19 protein-coding genes are annotated in these 15,483 nt (G+C 64.2%); 12 read left to right on the top strand and 7 right to left on the bottom strand.

Going from position 1 to position 15,483, the window contains the following annotated elements; translation table 11 throughout:
- Positions 1 to 162 precede the first annotated feature (162 nt).
- Positions 163 to 1,008 carry a sensor histidine kinase gene (locus tag GS429_RS17950; RefSeq protein ID WP_160066740.1) on the top strand — a complete coding sequence of 282 codons (846 nt, stop codon included), beginning with the start codon at positions 163 to 165 and terminating at the stop codon, positions 1,006 to 1,008.
- Positions 1,009 to 1,208: 200 nt separating this feature from the next.
- On the opposite strand, the gene GS429_RS17945 is transcribed toward GS429_RS17950, so the two are convergent.
- Both GS429_RS17945 and GS429_RS17940 read right to left on the bottom strand, forming a co-directional pair.
- A complete protein-coding gene (locus GS429_RS17945; RefSeq protein ID WP_160066738.1) occupies positions 1,209 to 2,036 on the bottom strand; it encodes a universal stress protein in 828 nt (275 codons plus the stop codon).
- Positions 2,037 to 2,230: 194 nt separating this feature from the next.
- Complete coding sequence (locus GS429_RS17940; protein ID WP_160066736.1) at positions 2,231 to 2,470, bottom strand: hypothetical protein; 240 nt, start codon at positions 2,468 to 2,470, stop codon at positions 2,231 to 2,233.
- 181 nt (positions 2,471 to 2,651) lie between these two features.
- Between GS429_RS17940 and GS429_RS21980 the strand changes: the two genes are divergently transcribed.
- On the top strand, positions 2,652 to 2,801 hold the full coding sequence (locus tag GS429_RS21980; RefSeq protein WP_201294047.1) for a DUF7557 family protein: 150 nt from the start codon (positions 2,652 to 2,654) through the stop codon (positions 2,799 to 2,801).
- A gap of 9 nt (positions 2,802 to 2,810) precedes the next feature.
- Positions 2,811 to 3,497 (top strand): triose-phosphate isomerase, encoded by a 687-nt coding sequence (locus tag GS429_RS17935; RefSeq protein ID WP_160066734.1) that lies wholly within the window; start codon positions 2,811 to 2,813, stop codon positions 3,495 to 3,497.
- Positions 3,498 to 3,599: 102 nt separating this feature from the next.
- Here the strand turns inward: GS429_RS17935 and nrfD are convergent, their stop codons facing one another.
- Positions 3,600 to 4,949: an NrfD/PsrC family molybdoenzyme membrane anchor subunit gene (gene nrfD, locus GS429_RS17930; RefSeq protein ID WP_160066732.1), complete on the bottom strand. Its 1,350-nt coding sequence runs from the start codon at positions 4,947 to 4,949 to the stop codon at positions 3,600 to 3,602.
- 629 nt (positions 4,950 to 5,578) lie between these two features.
- Here nrfD and GS429_RS17925 point away from each other — a divergent pair.
- The 9 genes from GS429_RS17925 to GS429_RS17885 all read left to right on the top strand — a co-directional run bounded on the left by GS429_RS17925 (position 5,579) and on the right by GS429_RS17885 (position 12,868).
- Positions 5,579 to 5,995 carry a universal stress protein gene (locus GS429_RS17925; protein ID WP_160066730.1) on the top strand — a complete coding sequence of 139 codons (417 nt, stop codon included), beginning with the start codon at positions 5,579 to 5,581 and terminating at the stop codon, positions 5,993 to 5,995.
- 252 nt (positions 5,996 to 6,247) lie between these two features.
- Positions 6,248 to 7,489 carry a digeranylgeranylglycerophospholipid reductase gene (locus tag GS429_RS17920; protein ID WP_160066728.1) on the top strand — a complete coding sequence of 414 codons (1,242 nt, stop codon included), beginning with the start codon at positions 6,248 to 6,250 and terminating at the stop codon, positions 7,487 to 7,489.
- A 141-nt stretch (positions 7,490 to 7,630) separates the two neighbouring features.
- Entirely contained in the window at positions 7,631 to 8,638 is a 1,008-nt protein-coding gene (locus tag GS429_RS17915) for a hypothetical protein (RefSeq protein WP_160066726.1), read from the top strand.
- A gap of 4 nt (positions 8,639 to 8,642) precedes the next feature.
- Entirely contained in the window at positions 8,643 to 9,707 is a 1,065-nt protein-coding gene (locus GS429_RS17910; RefSeq protein WP_328821468.1) for an ABC transporter permease, read from the top strand.
- A 3-nt stretch (positions 9,708 to 9,710) separates the two neighbouring features.
- A complete protein-coding gene (locus GS429_RS17905; protein ID WP_328821467.1) occupies positions 9,711 to 10,487 on the top strand; it encodes an ABC transporter ATP-binding protein in 777 nt (258 codons plus the stop codon).
- Between the two features lie 260 nt (positions 10,488 to 10,747).
- Complete coding sequence (locus GS429_RS17900) at positions 10,748 to 11,191, top strand: universal stress protein (protein ID WP_160066724.1); 444 nt, start codon at positions 10,748 to 10,750, stop codon at positions 11,189 to 11,191.
- A 292-nt stretch (positions 11,192 to 11,483) separates the two neighbouring features.
- Entirely contained in the window at positions 11,484 to 11,969 is a 486-nt protein-coding gene (locus GS429_RS17895) for an Lrp/AsnC family transcriptional regulator (RefSeq protein WP_160066722.1), read from the top strand.
- A gap of 129 nt (positions 11,970 to 12,098) precedes the next feature.
- Positions 12,099 to 12,395 (top strand): DdfA family disk-determining factor, encoded by a 297-nt coding sequence (gene ddfA, locus GS429_RS17890; protein WP_160066720.1) that lies wholly within the window; start codon positions 12,099 to 12,101, stop codon positions 12,393 to 12,395.
- 20 nt (positions 12,396 to 12,415) lie between these two features.
- On the top strand, positions 12,416 to 12,868 hold the full coding sequence (locus GS429_RS17885; protein ID WP_160066718.1) for a response regulator: 453 nt from the start codon (positions 12,416 to 12,418) through the stop codon (positions 12,866 to 12,868).
- A 45-nt stretch (positions 12,869 to 12,913) separates the two neighbouring features.
- On the opposite strand, the gene GS429_RS17880 is transcribed toward GS429_RS17885, so the two are convergent.
- From GS429_RS17880 to GS429_RS17865, 4 genes are all read right to left on the bottom strand, one after another.
- Positions 12,914 to 13,318, bottom strand: coding sequence for a hypothetical protein (locus GS429_RS17880; RefSeq protein WP_160066716.1), 405 nt, complete (start codon positions 13,316 to 13,318; stop codon positions 12,914 to 12,916).
- A gap of 135 nt (positions 13,319 to 13,453) precedes the next feature.
- Positions 13,454 to 14,050 (bottom strand): cysteine hydrolase family protein, encoded by a 597-nt coding sequence (locus tag GS429_RS17875; RefSeq protein WP_160066714.1) that lies wholly within the window; start codon positions 14,048 to 14,050, stop codon positions 13,454 to 13,456.
- Entirely contained in the window at positions 14,047 to 14,844 is a 798-nt protein-coding gene (locus GS429_RS17870) for a YqcI/YcgG family protein (protein WP_160066712.1), read from the bottom strand. Before GS429_RS17870 ends, GS429_RS17875 begins: the two co-directional genes overlap by 4 nt.
- 90 nt (positions 14,845 to 14,934) lie before the next feature.
- Complete coding sequence (locus GS429_RS17865) at positions 14,935 to 15,393, bottom strand: MOSC domain-containing protein (protein ID WP_160066710.1); 459 nt, start codon at positions 15,391 to 15,393, stop codon at positions 14,935 to 14,937.
- Positions 15,394 to 15,483: the final 90 nt, after the last annotated feature.

The following is a 15,483-nucleotide window of genomic DNA, read 5'->3' as shown; positions in this document are numbered from 1 at the left end:
TGACCCCTGCCGACAAAGCATATCTCCACCGTAGATCGCCCCCTACGAGATACTAACGAAATCAGCTGGGGCTAAACACGTACCAATCGCGAAACCCCGGTCCGCAGTGAAATCACCCTCCCGATCGGCGACCACGGCGTCTTGCTCGTCGCGTCGCGGACGGTGGGCGCGTTCGACGAGACGGATCGCGTGCTGTTGCGAATCGTCTCCTCGGGTCTCGAAGCGACGCTCGACCGGATCGGCCGCGAGCGGGAACTCGAACGCCAGAAAGATCGGTTCGAGCGGTTTGCGAGGGTCGTCTCTCACGACCTGCGAAATCCCCTGACCGTCGCGATGGGAGAACTCGAGCGGGCCCGCGAGACGGCTGATCCGGAGTCGTTCGACGCCGTCGTTCAATCCCACGAACGAATCGCGAATATCATCGACGACTTGCTGTGGCTCGCTCGCGAGGGGAAGTCGATCGACGATCCACAACCCGTCTCTCTCGCCGAGATTGCGTCGAAGGCCTGGGACAACGTCGATGCGCCGGCAGCGTCGTTCGAACGGCCGGGAGACCGATACGTACTGGCCGATCCCGGACGGCTCCAGCAACTGTTCGAGAACTTGTTTCGGAACAGCGTCGAACACGGTATCACGGACGGAGAGTCACGGACGCGGGAGTTGTCTCGCGAGACGGCCGGTTCCGGAGCCGCCTCAACGACCGCTCGCTCCGAAGACGCCGACTCGGCGGTCAAAGCGGACGACGGACCGGACGCTGCCGACGACGAGGTAACGATCCGCGTCGGGCTCACGGACGACGGGTTTTACGTCGCCGATACCGGCGTCGGAATCCCCGAATCGGAGCGAGATCGAATCCTCGAGTCGGGGTACACCACGGCTGACGACGGGACGGGGCTCGGGCTTTCGATCGTCAAGACGATCGTCGAATCACACGACTGGGATCTCGAGATCACCGACAGCGAAGCCGGCGGAGCCCGATTCGAGATCCGTTCGGGGTTCGTCGACTGATACGGTCTGCTGTACCTGTTTCTCGAAGCGACCGCACGACTGCTCGCGGCCGTCCGACACTGACGTACAGCGGTCCGCACGAGACGGGTTGTTGTAGTCAGCCCCATCGGAGCCGAGAGACTGCGGGATCGAAATGCTCCGCAGTCGACCGGTTGTCGCTCGGCTCTCGACTCCGCCCTTGCTCAGTTCTCTCAGTTTTCTCAGTTCTCGCTCGCGGCCTGGACCGTCAGCACCGGGGTCGTCGCCGTCCGCAGCAGGCGTTCGGTAATGCTTCCTAGTAGCAGGCGATCGAGGCCGCTTCGCCCGTGCGTCCCTATCACCAGAAGGTCCGCATCCGTCTCGTCAACGTGGGTCCGAATCTGTCGATGTGTCGACCCGTACCGAACGGACCGTTCGACGTCGACACCCGCGTTCTCGAGTAGCTGCTCTCCCTCGTCGACGACCTCGTTCGCGAATCGCTCGAGGCGGTTGAGCCGGAGATCGCTGCGGTCGTCGATTCCGGCCGGCGTCACGTCGACGACCGAGAGGAGGTGAACGGTCGCGTCGTGGTGCGTGGCAATCGCCTGTGCGCGCTCGAGTGCGGCGTCGGCGTGAGCGCTGCCGTCGGTCGGGACGACGATCGTTTCGAACGGATACCGCCGCCTGACTTCGGCCGCCCCGCGGACGACGAGGACGGGCACGGCCGCGTCGCGAACGACCGTTTCGGTGACGCTCCCCAGAACGAGCCGCCCGACGCCGCGTCGGCCCCGCGTTCCCATGACGATGGCGTCGACGTCGTTGTCCCGTGCGTACTCGAGGATCGCGTCCGCTGGCTCGCCGGTTCGCACCTCGTCGATGATCGGGACGTCGCTGACCCAGTCGCGACTGTCGGCCAGTCGCTCGTCGGCGGCTTCCGGATCGACATCCGGGTCGACGACGTGGAGGATCTGGACGGTCACGTCCTCCGCTGCGGCGATTTCGCCGGCGTACTCGAGCGCGGCGTTTGCTGGTCCACTTCCGTCGGTCGGAACGAGGATCCGTTCGAACATACCGTATCGTCGCGGGAGCGTCACTTACAGCTATTCCCTAGTTCCCACCGATCGGGAGCGCCGTCGGCGCGGGCCGGCGGGCTCTCGAGTTTCGGGATCCCTTGGTTGTCCCCTCTAACGAGGCGGCGTTCCTTGCGGGACGATGCTGTCGCCGGTGTGTGTCTGCGGCCGTCGATTTCGCGTCCGAAACCCGCTCAGATGTCGCCGTTCAGAACGATCTCTTCGCCGATCCGATCGATCATATCCTCCGTGACGAGGTAATCCTCGTCGTCTTCGCCCTCCACGCCTATCGACGCGAGCACCTGCTCCGCGACGGAGGGGTTCGGATCGACGGACGCTCGGCCGCCCTCGACTTTCGCGACGATTCCGAGTTCCTTCCCCTCCGCGTCGACGACCTTCTTGCCGACCTCGTCGTCGGTCAGTGTCGCTGTCATACCGGATGCTATCACGACGACTCGGATAACGTTCGGGCCGTCTCGTGCCGGTCGCCGATAGCTGGTCACCGGTCGGTCTCGCCGCCGATGCGGCCGTCTGGCGACCGTATGCACATGCGTCCCCGGACTATTTGGCGACGGGCGACGACAGTACGCTCGAAGCACCTGCTTCGTGTCACCAATGCCCCACACGATCGAGATCACCGACGACATGAAGGACCGACTCGACAGCCACTGCGAGGAGGGTGAGTCCTACGAGGAGTTTCTCGAGGAACTCCTCACGATCTACGAGACCGAAGGCGCGTTCCTGCAGGAAGGGTACTCCGAGTGACCGTGGCCGATGGCGCTCGAGTATCCGTACTTCTTGCTCAATTTCAAGACGGCCAGTAGCACCGTCGGCGACGACGGACTCGCGTTCGCGCGAACGATCGAGCGCGTCCGAGACGAAACCGGGTGCCGCTTTGCCGTCGCCCCGCATCAGCCAGACGTTCGGCTCGTCGCCGACCGGACGGCGCTCCCGATCGTCGCGCAGTCCGCGACGCGCCGCGAGGATGCCGCGATGGGAGAGACGACGCTCGAGGCGGTCGCCGCGGCCGGCGCTGACGCCGCCTGTATCAACCATCCCGAGAACGAGGACGCGTTCGCCGACGTGCCGCCGCTGATCGACCGCTGTGCCGACCTCGACCTCGAGACGATCGTCTGCGTGGACGGCCTCGAACTGGGGCGGGCCGCGCTGACGTTCGATCCCGACTGTCTGCTCTTCGAGCGGCCCGGCGATATCGCCAGCGAGGACGGCATGGTCCGGTCCCATCCCGAACGCATCGAGTCGTTCGTCGATATGGTCGCGGCCGAGAACTCGCGAACGAGCGTCTTCGTCGGCGGCGGGATTCGGACGGCCGAGGACGTCGAACGGGCCTTCGATTGCGGCGTGGACGCGACGGGGGCAGCCTCGGCGGCGCTTGCAGCCGACGATCGAGCGGCGTGGCTCCGGTCGATCGCGGCCGCTGTTCCGGACGAACTCGAGTGAATTGCCGCAGTAGCCCGCCTCGTGCGGTCTCCTAAACGTCAGTACCGGTGCAGCCCGAAGACGATCTGTGGTTGTACGGGTACATCGGTACAGCAAACCGTATCAGTCGTGGGTCGCCGTCTCGCGTTCCTGTTCGTGTTCTTGCTTCTCTCGGAGATGTTCGATCGCGTGGAGTTCGACCACCGGGAAGAGCTTGGCGACGGTCAGAAAGATCAGTATCACCATTCCGATCGTCCCGATTACGGAGGCGATTTCGATGAGACTCGGGAAGTAGTCGCCCGGCGTCGCGCCGTAGATGTCCATCGTCGGGTACATCAGCCCCTCGACGACGAAGAGGATCTTCTCGAGGAGCGTCGCAGTGAGCACGGCGACGCCGCAGACGACGGCGCGTTCCTTGCTGAACAGCGCGGGGCGGATCGTCTGGGCGAAAATGAAGGCGAGGACCGCTCCGACCAGCCCCATCGCGACGAGATAGATGGGGTGTGAGAGCGTCGCCGACCAGACGTAGCTCAGGTCGTCGGGGGCGGCGAACGAGCCGGTAGTGATCTGCTGGAGCTGGAGCCACAGAAACAGCATCGAGAAGAAGCCGAGCCACAGCGTGAGTCCGCGGAAGATGTCGTCGGTGATGATGTGGTCCCAGTTGTAGGCCCATCGGAACGCGTAGGAGAGGAGAATCACGCCGCTGATCGCCGACGTGAGGGCGATCGTGAGGAACTGCGGGCCCTGGATGGCCCCGAACCAGCCGGGCATCGTCGGGATCAGTGCGAACAGCCACGGAATGACGCCGCCATGAAGCAAGAGCGGCGCCATGATGATGATTGCCAGCGCGAGCCACCAGACCATCCGCTCGACGATCTCGTCCTCGTTCTCGCTGTAGCCGATGGTCATGAATCGGTAGACGGGGCCGAAGTGATCCGGCAGGTCGTCGCGCAGCCTGCTGATGTCGTATCGGAGCGTCAGCGCGAGGTAGGTCGCCGTCAGCACGAAGTAAGCCGTAATGACGGTCACGTCCCACACCAACGGCGAGTTGTGGATCGTAATGTGATAGTGGGTGATGATGCTCGTAACCATCCGGTCCGGCCGGCCCAGGTGAATGACGATGTAAAAGCCGGCCGCGGAGAGGCCGGCGATCGTCAGTAACTCGGCCAGGCGGGCGACCGGCATGTAGCGTTCCATCCCGAGCAATCTGACTGCTGCCGAGAGGATGATCCCCCCGTGAGCGATCCCGACCCACCAGATGAACGCGCCGATGTACAGTCCCCAGGTCACGCCGCCGCCGGTGCCCCAGTCCGACAACCCGGTGACGACCATCCCCTGATAGAGCTGATAGAGCCAGCCGAGTAGGAACAGACCGAACGCCACCCCGGCGACGGCGAACAGGGCGAAGTACTTCGTCGACGTGTTTTGTATCGGCCGGAGGATATCGGCCTTCCGCGGCGTTTTCGTACTCATCGTGCGAGAGTCTCACTACCATACCTCGAGCACGCCTGTTACTGCTGTCGTTGGACTTGCAAGCCGTCCGCTCAGAGACCCCAGTCCGGACGGGAACGGGGCGTTCCGTCGGCCAGCCGAAGTCCGCCCGTGCGGTAATACTGTTGGACAGACCGACGTGAATCCGATCGTTTTGCTGGGGTTGTCACCGTGGGCGACGACCCCGAATTCACGATCGGCTTCGTATTGACTGCTGTCCGACAGTATAACAACGAGTTTCGACTGCGGACCGCGACAGCCGTCTCGAGCGAGCGTCGGTCGGGCTTGCGATGACGAAACGATGGTTGCTTACTCGCGATGACGAAACACTGGTCGTTCGGAAACAGTGACCACCAATCCGTCAGCTCCTGAATCGTCGAATACTCGGTGCGGCCGCGTTCCCAATCTCGCTTTTCGAACCGTCGGATCGAGACAGCAGGCTCGAAATCCGGGACTGGACGGCTGTAGCGTACCGATAACAATGCAATCCGCTACCGAGACGTTCGTAGTGACCGATCTAGGTGTCTCTCGAGACGTTCGCGTTCGGCCCGCGCATACGGTCCGTGCTACCGAGGGAACTACTCAAGTAGTTCCTCTGACAACCGTTTCGCATGGAGCTACTGGTGGCTCTCGACAACTCGGAGCCGGGGTGGGCGGCCCTCGAGTACGCGCTCGCGGAACACCCCGAGGACGATCTCACCGTCGTTCACGTCGCCGACCTGACTCGGAGCGGCTACGGCGAGTTCGCACACCTCGGCACGGAGGCAATGCACGAGCGCCAGCGTGCGGACGCGACCGAACTGTTCGACGAGGCCCGGGAGCGCGCCGCCGAACACGGCTGCGAGATCACGACGGAGTTGCTGGTCGGCCAGCCCGCGTCGGCGATCGTCGACTACGCCGCCGAACGCGACGTCGATCGCATCGTCGTCGGCAGCCACGGTCGGTCGGGCGTCTCGAGAGTGCTCCTCGGCAGCGTCGCGGAACGGATCGTTCGTCGAGCGTCCGTTCCCGTGACGATCGTTCGCTGAGGCGGTCTCCTGGACCTCAGTACCGGCGCAGCCACGGCCACAGCCCGTCCGTGGTTGCGCCGATAACTCGATACAGCCGTCCGTGTGAAACCCGTGTTACCCCCGTTGCAGGCGCTACCGGCACCGTTTCCTCGCTGGTCTCCGGGCCGGTATGCTGGGCACTGACAGTCACTCGAATCGGTCACTCGAATCGAAGCGGACAATCAGCCGCGACTGAATAAACTAATGAGGCTCCGAAATAGTCTCGACGATATGAACAACCGCTACGATGTGGTTATCGCTGGTGCCGGCCCGGCCGGCGGCCAGTGTGCACGCGACCTCGCTGCCCGGGGATACGACGTTGTAGTCCTCGAGACCGAGTCCGAAGACGAGTTCCCGCGCCAGAGCAACAAGTCGACCGCGGGGACGTTCCCCTCCATGATGGCCTCTTTCGGCATCCCAGACGACGTCGTAATGCAGTACACCGACAGCGTCGTCCTCGAGTCGCCGACCGACCACTACGTCCGCGAACAGCCGGGAGCGGTGCTCGAGTTCGCCGACTTCAAACGGTTCCTCGTCGAGGATAGCCGCGCTGACGGCGCGGAGTACCGGTTCGACGCGCGCGTCACCGCGCCGATCATGGAAGACGGCCAGATCGTCGGCGTGAGATACAACGGTGACGAGGAAGTCTACGGCGAGATCGTCATCGACGCGACGGGGCCGGCCGCGCCGCTCGCGAAGAAACTCGACGTCGTCGACCTCAAACGGGAAAACCACGCCATCGGCATCGAGTACGAGTTCGAGGGTATCGACATCGACCGGCCCGGCTTTGCGGACCTCCACGATACGATGATGCTCCGACTGGACCACGAGATCGCCCCCGGGGGCTACTCGTGGATTTTCCACACCGGCGATGACACCGCCAAGGTCGGTCTCTGTTACATCCAGAACGGCAGCCACGAACGGTACGCTCGCGACGACTTCTCGATCGACGACTACCTCTCCCACTGGCTCGAGACCGATCCCCGCTTTGCCGACGCCGAGCGACTCGAGGGCAAGCAACACCGCGGTTCCGCCCACATCCAGCCACCCGAAACGATGCACACCGATCGGTTCATGGCGATCGGCGACACCGTCCCCTCGGTCGATCCGCTCTGGGGGGAAGGGATCAACAAGTGCATGCAGTCCGGCCGGGTTGCGGCCGTCACGGCCGACAGCTGTCTCAAACACGGCGATACCGAGCCGACTGCCGAGAATCTCGAGGTGTACGACACGCTCTGGCGACGCGACGTCGCGCCGAACCAGCGAAAGCGGCTGCTGATGACCAAGCTGCTCTATCTCGCCTCGAACGAACGCTACGACGAACTGATGGCCGACCTCAACCGACTCGACGACGACACGCTGGCGAAGGCAAACCGGGGGGACGTCCGCGCGATCACGAAACTGCTCGGACTCGACGACGTACCGCTGCTCGCGAGTTTCGCTAAACAGGAGTTCGGGCTCGCCTTCCCGTAGTTCGTTCCGCGACGCTGTTGGGACCCGGGCGGTCGACACGCTGGCTCGAATCACCGCTCTCGTCGCTCTCGTCGTTCTCGCCGTCGCTGCCGTCGTGAGCACCCGAACCGTTAATGAGCCTCGCCTCCGAGACGTGACACTATGCTGACCCGCTCTTCCCGCCATCCCGACGGCTCTCGCTGCTCGCGACGCGCGCTGCTTACCGGCGTCGGCGCTACGCTGGCCGTCGTGACGGCTGGCTGTACCGGTTTTCTCGACGACGAGGAGACCGCGAGCGGCGATCCCGAGAGCCACGTCCCCGCGGAAACGACCGTCCTCGCGCGACTCGACGTCGCGACGATCGCAGCGGACGGCAACGACGACGTCCTCGAGGAACTCGCCGCCGTCGAACCCGGCCACATCGACGTCGCGACGACGTTCGAAGCGCGAACCGGTCTCGATCCGCTCGAGGCGGACGAATTACTCCTGTTCGACGCGGACGCCGCGGATACCGACGATGACACAACCGGACGCAACGTCATCGTCGACGGCGACTGGGCCGAAGCCGACGTCGTCGCTTCCCTCGAGGAAACGACGGGCCTCGAGTACGAACGGTCCGAGGTCGACGAACTGTACCGACCGGTCGACGCGACGGAAGTCGATTCTGACGCGCCCGAACCGCCGTTTCTCGGCGTCCTCATCGACGATCGGTTCGTCGTCGGCGAGGAGGAGGGCGTTCGATCCTCGCTCGACGTCCGGGACGGCGACGGCGAACCGCTCGCCGGAACGCTTCGCGACGCGTACGACGACGCCCGCGGCGAGCATCTGACCGTCGCGTCGGAGCCGTCCGGGCCCCTCGTTCCCGCGGAGTATCAGGCGCTCGCCGACGGGCTGAACTTCGAAATCTTCGACGAAGTGCAGGCCGTCGGCCGTAGCTACGCCGCAGTCGAGAACGGGATCGCCATCGAACTCGCGTTACACGTCCCCACCGAAGCCGACGCCGCGGAACTCGAGTCGGTCACGAACGGGGCGATCGCGGCTCTGGCCGGACTCGACGAGGAGTTCGCCGATGCGCGCGACGACGTTTCCCTCGAGCGCACCGGAGCGGTGGTCGAACTCGACTACGAAGGCGATGCGGACGTCGTCTTCGCGCTGCTCGACGAGGTGTAAGCGGGTGGATCTGCTCGCGCTGTTGCGAAAGGAGACGATTGCCGTCCGGCGGAATCTGAGGCTCGTGATCGTCCTTCTCGTTTTGCTTCCCGGCGGAATCGTCGCCGGAACGGCCGTTTTCGAGCAGACGATCCCGCGCGACGTCCCGGTCGGCCTCGTCGCTCAGGAGGATGCGACCGAGGACGACCTCGCGATCGCCGAGGCGGGGGTGACCGCGTTCGCGACACCGATCCAGTACGACTCGCCGGACGAGGCACGCAAAGCGCTCCAGCGCGAGGAGGTGTATCTGGTGGTCCACCTCCCGGGTGACGTGATGAACGAGAGCGCGACGGCGAACGTGACCATCGTCTCCGATCACGCCTTCGTCCCCTTCGAAGAGCCCATCAACGAGAGCGTCGACCTCGCCGAGTCCGAGTTCGATCGGTCGCTTCCGGCGGAAATCAGCGTCGAGCACGACCGCGTCGGGGAGCCGCGCAGCCTCTCGGAGTTCCTCGTACCCACGGGACTGTTCGCGTTCGTCACGGTCTACGCGCTGCTCTATCTCCCCTATCAGGTTCGCTCCGAGCGGCTGGTACTCGACCGACTCCAGACCGAATCCCGGCTCGATACCGTCCTGGCGAGTAAACTCCTCTTCTACGGCGCGGCGCTCGCGATCCCGGTGGCGGTCGTCGCTGCGACGGCGGCGTGGCTCGGCTACGACGTGGCCGCGCTGTCGCCGATGACCCTCGCCGTGCTGGGCCTGACGTTCCTCTATCTGGCCGCGATCGGACTGGCCGTCCTCTTCGCACTCGGCCTTCGACAGTCCGCACTGTTCGCGAACCTCGGGCTGGTACTTGGCGTCTTCGGCCTCTCGAGTCTCGTCTATCCGGCCGGTTTCTTTTCGACGACCCACCGAACGGTCTCGCGAGCGCTGCCGACCCACTACTCGGCGATCACGACCCGGAGTACGATGCTTCGGGACGCCCCGGCCTCGCTGTACGCGGACTACCTGCTCTGGCTCGCGGCGACGGCGCTCGCCTCGCTCGTCGCCCTGAAACTCGCGCTGATCGTCTACCAGCGGAGGCGATAATTCGTGACTGATACCGACTCGGATCTCGACGCTGACGCCAATGCCGACGTCACCGACCGTCGGAGCCGCGGGCAGGGCGCGGACACCAGCGCCGACGTCGACGGCGACGCCGACCGCAACACCGGCACGCTCGCCCTCACCGACGTGACGAAACGGTACGGCGAAACGACCGCACTCGAGGACCTCACCCTCGAGTTCCGGCCGGGAACGTTCCACGGCCTGATCGGCCCGAACGGCTCCGGAAAGACGACCCTGTTCGCGCTGCTCGCCGGACTCGTCCGCCCCTCGAGCGGTCGAATTGAGCGGGACGACGCCGTCACCGTCGGCTACAGCTTTCAGGAGCCGCGGTTCTACCCCGATCTGACCGTCCGGGAGAACCTCGAAATCTTCCGCGGCTTCGGGGACGATCCACCCCCCGCGTCCTGGATCGAGACGCTGCTCGCGGAACTCCGCCTCGAACCGGCCGCGGATCGACGGGCCGGCGAGCTATCCGGCGGGTTCCGAAAGAAGCTCGATCTCGGGCTCGCGCTGGTCAAGCGGCCCCAGTTCCTGTTGCTCGACGAGCCGCTGGCCGACGTCGACGACTACTCGAGACGGCGTATCAGGGCCTTTCTCGAGGACTACCGGCGAGACGATCGGACGATCGTCATCTCGACGCACAACGTCGCCGCGTTCGCCGAGACACTCGATCGCCTCACCGTCCTCGTCGACGGCGAACTCCGGTTCGACGGGGTACCGGACGACGACGTCGTCGAGCAGTATCGAGAGCTATTGGATTAGTACGGTCTCTCGTCCACCATACGGTTTACTGTAGTCAATTACCGCCGATCACCGACCCCGTCCCTGGTGATCGTCGGTACATAGTTACAGCAATCCGTATCAGTATCGCCGTACCCACAGCCGCCGTGGCTCATCGGGAAACTCGGTACAGCGGTCCGTCTAAGGAACCGATGCTCGAGTGACGCGTTTCGGCTTTTCAAGTGGTCCACTTTTCGACAGTTCAGCAACGGTTTCACGACCCGCGTTGTACTCCCCGTACGATGTTCGATACGATCTTGCTCCCGACGGACGGCAGCGAGTACGCCGAGGCCGCGGCCGACACCGGTCTCGAACTCGCACAGACCCACGACGCGACGGTCCACGTCGTCTCCGTCGCCGACACCGGGCCCCTGGGCGACCTCCGCCTTCCGGGCGACGCCGCGAGCGCCAAAGACGCGATGCGCAGCCAGGCCCGGGAGTTCGTCGACGTGATCGTCGAGCGTGCCGAGGCCGCCGATCTCGACGTCACCGGGACGGTCCTGCAGGGGCCGCCGGAGTCCGAACTCCTCGAGTACGCACGGAACAACGACGTCGATCTGATCGTCATGGGAACGCGGGGCCGAGGCGGCGTCCACCGGATGGCGATGGGCAGCGTCACCGATCACGTCATCCGATTCGGCGATATCCCGGTGTTCGTGGGGAACTCGGGACCGAACTCGAACTGAGGTGGATCGCCGTCGCGGTGTACCGCCGGTCATACCGAAGCTGTGATCGGTGGGACTCGACTACGGCAGTCCGTACGAGGGATGGCCGGGACTCGAGCACCAGCGCGGGCACGGCGGCTGCGGCATCTCGGTCCCCCGGCGCGTCCGGTCGGTCGACGCCCCTCGTTACTCCAGAACCTCCGGTCGGCCGAGGGGATTCCTCGCTCCCGGAACGGATGAGCCCAACACCACACGGAAACCGCCATTCATACGCTAACAGAAGGTACATCCGCGTATCTGGCGAACTGGTATCATGAACGGAACCCAGTCCGAACTCGACGAGGTGGATCGGGGCATTCTCCACCTGCTCCAGCAAGACGCCCGGAACAACACGACCAGAGAAATCGGGAACGCGGTGGGCGTCTCCGCGGGAACGGTTCGAAATCGCATCGAGAAACTCGAGGAGACCGGCGTACTCCGGGGATACATTCCCAACATCGACTACGAGAAGGCCGGCTATCAGCTGTCGATCCTTTTTACCTGTACTGCGGACGATCCCTCGGAAACGCTCGCCGAGGAAATTCTCGATCAGCACGGCGTCGTCACCGTTCGAAAACTGCTCGCGGGCGAAGAGAACTACCACGTCGGCGTCGTCGGCACGGATACGGACGACGTTTCGTCGATCGCCGACTCGATTCGGACCCTCGGGCTCGATATCGTGCGGTCAGACGTACTGGACGACGAATTTGTTCAGCCCTTCAACCACTTCGGAAAGGAAATAGCGGAGGATAATACCTGATAAAATAGTATACAAATACATAATCCTTACCTGGAAAAATTCGAAATAAGTAGAAATAGAACTCGTAATCCAGTTATATCGAACCGTTAGCCGAGGTTTTATCCCTATTCGTCGCCTGATATTTCAGTAATGGTATCCGCGTCACCTTCTGAAGCAGACGCCTCCAGTTCGCTCGTCACCGCTATCGTCGAGGCGGTTGCAGATCGCGAGGATGTCGCCCCAACGGAACTCCAGCCGCCGTTGTACGACGTCATCGATCCCGACGCACTGACCGCTCTTTTCACCGCGGCGGGGTCTCGGGACAGTCGTCGGGTCTCGTTTACGTACTGTGGACACGCGGTCGTCGTCGACGGCGACGGTTGTGTGTTCGTCGACGACGATGGCGAACGGCAGGAACCGGCGACGGGCGAACGAACGGTCCGGTAATCGACGGCTCACCACGACACATGCCACGAACAAATACCGACCCTGGGACCAGCGACGAACCGGTCGATATCCACCTTATCGAGGACAATCCCGGTGACGTTCGTCTCACTCGAGCGGCCTTCGACGACGCGTCGGTCTCCCACACGTTTCACGTCTCCACCGACGGCGACGACGCGCTGGAGTACCTTCTGGAGGACGACGGCTACCCGGACCTCGTCCTGTTGGATTTAGATCTCCCCGGAAGCGACGGCCACGAGATCCTCGAGCGGATCAGTGCCGATCCCCAACTCCGGCGTCTGCCGGTGATCGTCCTCACGAGTTCCGACGCCAGCGACGACGTCTCGAAGTGTTACGATGCGAACGCCAACGCGTACCTGACGAAACCGACCGATCCCGACGAGTTCGCCACGCTGGTGGAGATCGTCGAACGGTTCTGGTTCGAGCAAGTACAACTCCCTTCGATCTCTTCGTAGCGTCTCGTTCTCCCCCGCTCCGTTCATCTCCGTCCCTGGAGACGGTTACCGAACCATCTCGTTGATCGCTTCGGTCCGGCGGCCGATCGACCAGCCCAGCAGCGCGAGTCCGCTGTAGATCCCGATCGCGGGCAACACGTACGCTTCGATGATCACGGCCGGCGTAAAGCCGAACGCGTCGAGTGCCAGTCCGAGTAACACCGAGACGAGAAAGAGCGCGACGCCGATGTCCGCGATCCGCATGTTCGGAATCGTCTGGGGATCCGACCCCAATCGGCCGACGGCGTAGAAGACGATCGCGAACGTTACCCAGCCGGCGACGAGCGCCAACCCGGACGTGAACACGTCGTCGGGGTAGTATCGCGGGACGAACGAAAGGTGAACCACGAGCGTCACGAGCAGTGCGCTGGCGAGGAGGACGGCCAGAAGCGGTCGCCGATCTGCGCTCATCGTATGAACCGACCGCATCCCGGCCCATTACTGTTGTGACGCCAAACCGTCTCTCGGAACGACGCGAACTCGTCGAGAACCGAGCCGTTCACGGAGGGTCGGCCCGATCCGGCAACCCGTCCGAGCCGGGGGACGTCAAGTCTCGAGCAACTCCGCCGTCCGAACCACCGTCGCGAACTCCCCCTCGAGGTGGGCCAGAGCCGTTCGGTGAACGGTTTCCGCGGCGAACCGGTCGCCGTCGAAGGTTCGGTCGAACGTCGCGGTCGCGTCGGCGACGACGGTCGGGTCGAAGCCCAGGTTCTCCGCCATCCGGGTGGTCGTCGACACGCAGTGGTCCGTCGTGAGTCCCGCGAGGACGAGCGACTCGTGGCCGCGCTCGCGGAGCCACGCCTCGAGATTCGTTCCGATGAACGCGCTGTTAACCGATTTCACGACCGTCCGTTCCCCATCGATCGGGGCCGTCTCCGGCTTAAATTCGAAGCCGGGTCCGTCGCCGCGGAGCGGCGAGTCGGGCTCCGTGGAATCGTGGCGGACGTGAACGACCGGCCGATCGGTTTCCCGCCAGCGCTCGAGCAACCGCGCTGCGTTGGCTTCGGCGTCGGGGTTGTTTCGCTCGCCCCACGAGGGGTCGTCGAATCCCTGCTGGACGTCGATCAGGACGAGTACGCCCTCCTCGAGGCGGGCGCGATCCGGATCCGCGTCGCTATCCCCCTCGGTATCGGTAGCCGTCATGGGAGCTGTGCGGCGGGCTTGGGGTGGCTTCGGGTGATCGTGATCGGACACGTCGACGGTGCCTGGCCGTCGTCTTCCGACAGCATGTACTGGGGCCACTCCCGGTCGCCCTCGACGCCCCAGTCGCCGAGATCGGCGTGCGGGCAGACGCCGTCGTACCCTTCGAGCCGGTCCTGGATGACGTCGCGAGCGTGCTGGCCGGCGTCCGTATCGCCCGTGACGCCGAGGGACTCGAACAGCGACCGCGGCTGGAAGGTAATCTCGAGTCCGATCGGGCAGTAACGACTCTTGCGTCGCTCGTAAAACGGTGCGCGGCAGGTCGGGAACATCGGCTCGCCGCCGAGGCAGAACTCCCAGTGAGGATCGTCGGGATCGGTGGGGATGTCCTCGGGCCAGGGCTCGGGATCGTGGAGGTGCAGCGTCTGTAGAATGTGCCACAGCGTGTCGTGGTACTCGGCCTCCGACAGCGATCTTTCGGGCGGCTCGAAGAACGTGACCAGCGACGCGCGGTCGGCGTGGTCTCGGTAGCAATCGAGATACTCGAGGATCCGGTCTCGAAGCGTCAACAGCGCATCTGCGTCGCTCATCGAGGGAACTGCGGTGTACAGCGGCTCACCCTGGTGAACAGACTCGGCTCCGAAGAAACACGGGAACGGAGTCTCGTTTCGCTCGCCGAGGAGGCCGTCCCGAAACGACCGCCAGTGGTCGGCAACCCAGGCTGGTGTGTCGCCAGCCCGAACCCGTCGATCCAGCGTTTCTTGGTCCATCAGCGACTGGATACCCGGCTCGTTCATTGGGTGTTCCTTCGGCCTCGAGAAGATGTAGTTTCTGTTCCCGTCGTGGCCAACTGCGCCGAACGTCAGTGGCGATTAGTGAGGACCGCGTTAGACTCGTTCGACAGCGTCGGTCACTGACACGACGCCACCCTCGAGTATCCGCGCTCGAAGCCCGCCGCGATGGACCAGTGCGTCGCGGATCCCCTGTTCCTCGAGGTGGCGCTCGAGGTACGAACACGGCTCGCAGAGTTCGACTCCCTCACAGCGGAGTTCGCCGACGCGGAACCGCTCTCCGACGAGGTGATTCAGCGCGACCCCCTCCGTCGTGACGTTCCGCCGATGGGCGCCGGGCTCGAGAGTGATGTCGTAATCGCGTTCGACCGCGTCGAGGGTTTCGCCCGCGATAAGCGTGAGGTCGCTGCCGTCGCGATCCGCGAACGTGCCGTCGGTGTCGTAGTATCGGTCACCCTCGAGTCCGCGCTCGGCGACCGCGGTCACCCGTTCGACTCGCTTCATCGGTTCGCCCTGTTTGGGAGCGATGTGGATCGTCCGCACTCGGCCTGTCATAGCGGTGCCGACGGCCCTCTCTAACGAATAGCTATTGATTGTGATCGTGATCGGAATCGTGCTGGCTCTCGGTCGGTAGTCGTATCGGGA

Origin of the sequence: Natronorubrum halalkaliphilum (genome assembly GCF_009834785.1) — an archaeon.
GTDB classification, from domain to species: Archaea; Halobacteriota; Halobacteria; order Halobacteriales; family Natrialbaceae; genus Natronorubrum; species Natronorubrum halalkaliphilum.
The sequence above is the reverse complement of the archived record's forward strand: the minus strand, read 5'-3'. Positions and strand labels throughout refer to the sequence as shown.